The organism is Flavobacterium sp. LC2016-01, assembly GCF_009711135.1.
In the GTDB taxonomy this organism is placed as follows: Bacteria; Bacteroidota; Bacteroidia; order Flavobacteriales; family Flavobacteriaceae; genus Flavobacterium.
The window spans coordinates 308,900-316,044 of record NZ_WMIC01000007.1; the positions used below are offsets into that span (position 1 = coordinate 308,900).

Genomic DNA, 7,145 nt, shown 5'->3' on the forward strand with positions numbered 1-7,145 from the left:
TTCCTTAAAAAATCACTTTTCTTGTAGTTGAAAAACCATTTTCCAAAGTTACTTTTATCAATAAAACACCATTCCCTGAAATTACTTTTTGAATAGTTAAATCAGATGAGTTAATTTTAGTTTTTATATACAATATCTTTCCATTCATATCATAAATTTCGACTTCTTCAATAGATTCGTTGAGGGCGTAAATATGAATCTGTTTATTTTGTAATGAAACAAAAACGTTTCCTAAAGTATTTTTAAACTCAGTACTGTTTAATTCTTTGTCCATATATTTCAATTCAAACCTATTATCAAATGTGCCTTTCTCCGTTTTAAATATATAAGAGCTCTCTTTTATATTATGTATTACTTGTTTTTCCTTATCTTCTAAATAGATATCTGAATCTAAAAACGAGCTGTCAATGTGGTCAATACTTATACTAAATTCTCCACTAATTGTTGTTGTAAAGCCAAGCAAAACAGAATCGGTTTTTTCAAATGGAAAAGCTCGTCCTTGAATAACTAAATTTTTATTTTCTGAGATACTATAAAAATTTACGAACTTATTGCCATTCAAAGATTCAGCATCATAATTCTCATCATATGAATTAGAAGCATCAGCAACATACCCTATCAAAATTTGTTTGAATAGGCCATCTTCATTCTTTAAGTTCAGCCATATTCTTTGCTTTTCAATTTCATTTTTTTGAATCTTACTGCTTTTATTAGGTTTGAAAAAGGTAGAATTTCGTTGTTTCATACGCATCTTGTTATTGAATTCAATCGTACCAGGATTTTTATAGCCAATAAAAAAAGCTTGTCCTGATGCTATAGTGTTATCCGGAGTACTTTCATTTACACCATTGGCCAAACTGCCTCGAGTACCAACCCCACCAAGTAAATTATATACCGCATAATCGTCATATGAATATTTGTTATTATAAATGGGAGTATTATGTGTCCAGAAATACAATGTCCCTTTTATCTTTGATTCATTTTCTTTCAAAAAAATATCAGCATCAAGTGTACAAGGATAAGGATTCCCAATTAAGTTGAAGGTTGCATTTCCAATACTTAAATTGACATTTATTTTTCCATTATTCGGAACTCCTTTAAAAGTTGCCTGATAACTTGAAGGAACACTATTGGAGAAATCTCTAGGTCCTTGAATAATATAACCTTTACCAGCTGACATTGTATTTGTTCCATTTTCATGATTCCAAACCGTTAGTAGAGGATCATAAGAATAATATCTATCTGAGATCGTATTTGGCGAAACATCAACCAACCTTTGGTTCATTACAGGTGAAGACCAATAAGTGTAATCTGATTTTATAATGGGTGATGACTTTCGTTTTAAATGAATAATTCCTGTATTAACAATATCATCATCTGATTGATATAAATTTGCCGAATCCTCTAAAATTAAAGTTCCTAAACCAGAATATGAAAACTCAATTCCAAGCGTATTTCCACTCAACAAAGTAACTTTTTTACCATCATCGATAGTACAGCTGCAAACATTAGCTGTTGTTAATGCAGGATAATTTTCTTTAAACAATAATTCTTTTCCGCCTGACGGAAAACCATTTGACCATGAATCTCCATTCCATACTGTCGATTCCAAACAAAGCTTCAATCTTGCAATTCTGTGCTTAGAAATCCCGGAAACTGAATTGAAATCTCCTCCAATCAAGAGTTTGTAATCTGAAGAAAAGCTCATTGCGAATAGTTTGTTATTTAGTTTAGCGTCGAAAGAATCATCAACACTTCCATTTTTTAATAACCGTATTAATCGTGATGACGGAGTCGTTTTATAACTTCCTGAAAAGGTACCGCCTACCAAAATACGATCGTCTGGCTGTATTAAAATGCTTCGCACATCTCCTTTACTAAAACCTGAACCCGACTCAAATGTTGCATCTAAACTTCCGTTTGGATTTAACCTTAAAAGTCTTTTCTGTGCGACACCGTTAAAACTTAAAAAAGAACCACCCACAATTATCTTTTGATCAGACTGCAATGCCACAGTATAAATATTTTTGTTAAATCCCGTACCAATCGAAAATGATGGATCAATGCTGCCATCCTCATTAAGACGCACTAAATCCGCAAACGGAACCCGGTCGAAAGTAGTAAATCGTCCAGCAACTAGAATCTTTCCGTCAGGCTGAAGTAATACAGCTTCAATAATTGCATCTGCTCCAATTCCACAATTAAAACTGGCATCTATGGAACCATTTGGCATAAGCCTCACAATTCGACCAACATTTATATCATTATATTTAGTAAAACCACCAGTCACGATTATTTTTTCGTCCGGTTGTATTACCACGGCATAAACCTGACTGTTGCAGCCAGAGGTCACATTGAAAGAGAGGTCGATTGCTCCATTTGGCAAAATCCGTGCAATGCGGTTGATCGCTGTTTCATTATATTTTGTAAAATTCCCTCCTAAAATTATTTTTTTATCCGACTGTAAAACGGCTGTTTTGACTAAATTACTGGCTCCTGTCTGCCCAATATTAAAATCAGGATCAGATGATCCATCTTCTAAAAGTTTCGCAATTCTAGAAACAGTGTTGCCATTAAATTTCTTAAAATTACCCAATGCCATTGATTTTCCGTTTTCTAATGCTAGAATTTTATAAACTGAATTATCAGGTCCTATTCCAGATGCTAAATAACCTGTATCATATTCACCATCAGCATTAATCTTTGCTAATCTTCCTTGGTTCAAACCATCAAAAACCAAAAACGAACCACCAATATACCATGCTCCTTCGACATCAGCTTCTAAAGCCAAAACAGAAGCTGTTGCCGGTCCCGATCCAAAATCTATGTCGTTTTTTAAAAGTCCCGAACCGTCTAAAAGACAAACGCGATTAACGATGGATCCGTTATAATTTCCTGAAAAAGATCCACCAACCATAATGTTTCCAAAAGAATCTATTTTTAAAGCTAGAACAGCTCCAGAATTAAATCCAGATCCCATGAAGAAAGAGGTATCTATACTTCCGTCTCGCATTATTCTGATAATTCTGTTTGCACTACTGCCATTATAATTAGTAAACTTGCCACCTAGAATAATTTTGCCGTCTGATTGAACTGTCATCGCACTGACTTCACCATCAAAACCCGTTCCTACGTTAAAAGTTACATCTATGCGACCGTCATTATTTAGGCGAAGAATTCTGTTGATCTGTGTGCCATTAAAAGCAGTAAAGTTTCCTGAAAGTAATATTTTGCCATCATTCAAAACCTTAACATTTTTTATGGTCGATGCGCCTGAACCTACAAAAGAAGTATCCAATGATCCATTCGTCAAAATTCGGGCAATGTAATTTGCAGCTGTATTATTGTACTTTGTGAAACTGCCACAAATAATTATTTTTCCATCAGACTGAAGTGCAATATCATATATAATTCCTGTTGTTGCTCCAGTTGAAGTATTGAAAGACGAATCAAAACTTCCATCTGTATTTAAGCGAATGAGTCTTCCTATACTTATGCCATTGTATGAAGTAAAATTTCCTCCTATAAGTATTTTGCCATCTGGCTGGATGCATGATGCATAGATTTTCCCATTAAAACCGTTTCCAGTATGAAAATTTTCATCAATAGTGCCATCTGGTGTTAGGCGTGTCAAATAAGGAGACGGAATTCCGTTAAGGTTTAGATATTCACCTCCAACGATTAGATTCTGATCAGACTGCAAAGACAAAGTCTGCACAGGATTATCGAATCCGTCTCCAATTGAACCATCATCCAGGGTATTAAAAGTAACATCAACTTTTCCCTGCTGTCCATAAAACGCAAAGTTTCCAAAAAATAAAGTCAGAGTGACTGCTAAAAGTATTTTTTTAGTCAAAATCAAAAAAATCAGATTAATAAATAAAAATAAGAATAATCTGAAATTTAAAGATTCAGTAACACTTGCACAATACCCACTTTTAGTGATATTTACAAGTCAAAAAAAAGCCATTTCTCATATTGAGAAATGGCTTTTTAGAATTTAAAAATAATTTTATTTATTGAAAAATAATTTTTCTTGTTGTTTTATATCCGTTTTCAAGAGTAATATCAACTAATAAAACCTGATTGCTTGATTGGAGATTTGAAATTAGTAATTCTGATGTTCCTGCTTTCTTTTTATTATAAAGCAGTTTTCCTGCGACATCAAAAATCGAAACATCTTGAATGGCTTCGTTTGAAGAAGCTACTTTGACTACTTTATCTTTTACAGAAACCGTAATACCTTTTTCAACATTTTCGAAATCACCAGTTCCTAAAGATTTATTGGTATATCTTAGAACTAAACGATCTGTAAAAGTTCCGATTTGTGTCGTAAAAGTATAATTGCTTTCTGTTAAATCATGAATTTTACCAGTAGACTTATCCTCAATATAAATTTTTTGAGTCGTCATAGAACCATCAACATTATTAATTGCAATTGTAAAATCTCCAGCAATTGCAGAACGATAACCTAACGGAACAATATCAGTATCTACAAAAGGTAAACCACGACCTTGAATTGCTAATTTAATGTTTTCATTAAGACTATAAAAATCTAGATATTTATTAGCGTCAAAACTTTCACCATCGTATCGATCGTCATAAGAATTGCTTGCTCCTTGTACATATGCAACAAGCAATTGTTTGAAAGCACCTTCAGTATTTGTCATATTCAGCCAAATACGATTCTTTTCAACATCTGCCGCTTTAGCTTCATTACTTGGCTTAAAGAACTGACCGTTTCGACTACCTCCTCTTCGCATTCCATTTCTAAAAGTAATAGTTCCCGTCGTCTTAATCCCAGCAAAGAAACCTTGCCCAGCACCAATATAGCCAGAAGGTGGATTATTGTTGTTTCCTGAACCAGGAATAGTTCCAGATCCTGCCGGTGCTGTACCTCCGCTTAAATTATAAACAGCGTAATCATCTGATCCATATTGATAAGCACCACCTAAAACCACTGGGACATTGTGAGTCCAAAAATAGAGTGTTCCTGTTAAATTTGCATTGTTGTTTATAAATTCGTCAGCGTATAAAGCGGAAGGATATGGATTTCCAATTAAATAGAATGTATTACCAGTCATTACCTCACTTGTAATATCACCATTTACAGGAGTTCCTGTAAAATGCGCTGTAAAGTTATTTCGCACAGTGTTTGAAGTTCCTTCTGGACCGCGAATAATATAACCTTTACCTGGAACCATTATAGTACTTCCCGGTTTATAGATCCATCCACCCCCATTATTAGCATACATTTTTGTTGGATCTGTTAATGGCGAAACAGCTCCCAAAGTCATGTTAAGAACTGGTGTTGACCAATATACATAATCGGCCAAACGTATTGGAGTACTATTACGTCTATATTCGATACTTCCTGTATTTATAGTCTTAATTGTAGTAGTCTGCATTAAACTTGAGCTGTCCTCAAAAATTAATTTACTTCCAGGAATAACATGAACTCCGTTTGTAACAGTTAGTGTTTTTCCAGTATCTACTGTTACAACTGCAGTATTACTTACTGTAACAGAGCAATATGTTGCATCTGCTGAGATTGTTGTACTGCTGGCAAAATCGACGTAATCATCTGAAGTTGGTACTCCAAACGACCACATAGTGCCATTAGGCCACACAGTACCATTATAAGTGTTAGCAAGTACTACCACCGGTGCTGAATAAGTTGCTGTACAACCATTATCTAAAGCAAAACGATACGTTCCTGGTGCTAATCCTGAAATTGTTGGTGTACTTGAATTGAACGCTACACTAACAACAGTCGTTCCATTATCTTGGAATAAATTCCCCGAAGCAGGCAAACCTCCTAATGTTACACTTGCCCCATTTGTTGAACAAAGTGGTTGTGTAGGTGTTCCAACTGTTGGCGCCGGATAGTTCGGTTTGATTATTAAATTAATAGTAGCTGTATTTGAACAGCTTCCGCTAGTAACGGTATAAACAACTGTTACATCTCCTGCATTTCCTCCTGTTACAATTCCCGATGCATCGATCGTTGCTGTACCTGTACCATTAGTAATTGACCAAATTCCTGATGGAGTTGTATTTGCAAACGGTGCAGTTGTTAATGTAGTACATACTGATGTTGCTCCACCTGTGATTGGGTTTACTGTTGGGAGTGGGGTTATTGTTATCGATCCACCTAAACTTACTGCGGAACACGGTGCCGTTTGACCTGTGGTTGAAACACTGAATGTTCCGTTTGCTGTAGGTGTACCACTAATTGTTAAAGTTCTATTTGTAATGTCCGGAGTAGAAGTTAATCCTGTCGGAAGCCCAGTTACATTTGCGCCTGTTGCTCCTCCTCCCCAAGTATAAACTATATCTGAAATGGCCGTTCCTGCGCATACTGCTTGAGTTGCTGGACCGGTAGTCAAGCTTAATGTAGCAAGTGGGTTAACCGCTAATCGAGCCGTATTTGAAATAGTTGAACAACCCCCACTTGTTATTGTAACACGAACATAATTTCCACTGTATGAAATAGGTGTATTATTCAAATTCAATGATGCAGTATTATATCCAGAAACACCTGCTACTCCATTTGTAGTTGTCCAATTTGTCAAGCCATCAGCGGAATATTCCCACAAATAAGTGGGACTAGTCGCAGAAGTTGTTACAGAAAATGAACCATTATCATTTTCGCATATTGTTAGATCTGCTGGTTGTGTACTTATTATTGGAAGTGGATTTACACTAATTGTTTTAGTAACAGATAATGTACCACATGAACCACCAATAGTTGTTAATGTTAATGTAATATTACCAGATTCTGTTAACCCCGCAGTATATGTTGCATTTGCAAGATCTGTTGGATTTGTCCATGACCCTGTTCCGCCTGACCATATTCCACCAGTTGCGCCACCGCCTACTGATCCGCCCATTGCTAGTGATGTAGCACCTTGACAAATCGGGGATAATACTATACCGACATTAGCTGTCGGGAGTTGATTTACAGTAACAGGATAATTGGCAGAAACTGTTCCGTTCCCGCATGTATTTGTACCCTGTACAGTGATATTTCCTGTAGCGGCAGATGCCGAATAATTAACCGTGATCGAATTTGTATTTGAGCCCGAAGCAATCGTTGCTCCTGAAGGCAGCGTCCATGTATAGCCTGCAGCATTTGCAATAGC

General features: G+C 35.8%; 2 protein-coding genes. Both read right to left on the bottom strand.

Going from position 1 to position 7,145, the window contains the following annotated elements; all coding sequences use genetic code 11:
* Positions 1-4: 4 nt before the first annotated feature.
* The gene (locus GKZ88_RS16230; RefSeq protein ID WP_230392535.1) at positions 5-3,856 is read right to left on the bottom strand and encodes a T9SS sorting signal type C domain-containing protein; all 3,852 of its coding nucleotides are present in this window, start codon (positions 3,854-3,856) and stop codon (positions 5-7) included.
* Positions 3,857-4,016: 160 nt separating this feature from the next.
* Positions 4,017-7,145, bottom strand: a 3,129-nt coding sequence (locus GKZ88_RS16235) for a T9SS sorting signal type C domain-containing protein (RefSeq protein WP_155103402.1), incomplete at its 5' end; no start/stop codon positions are given.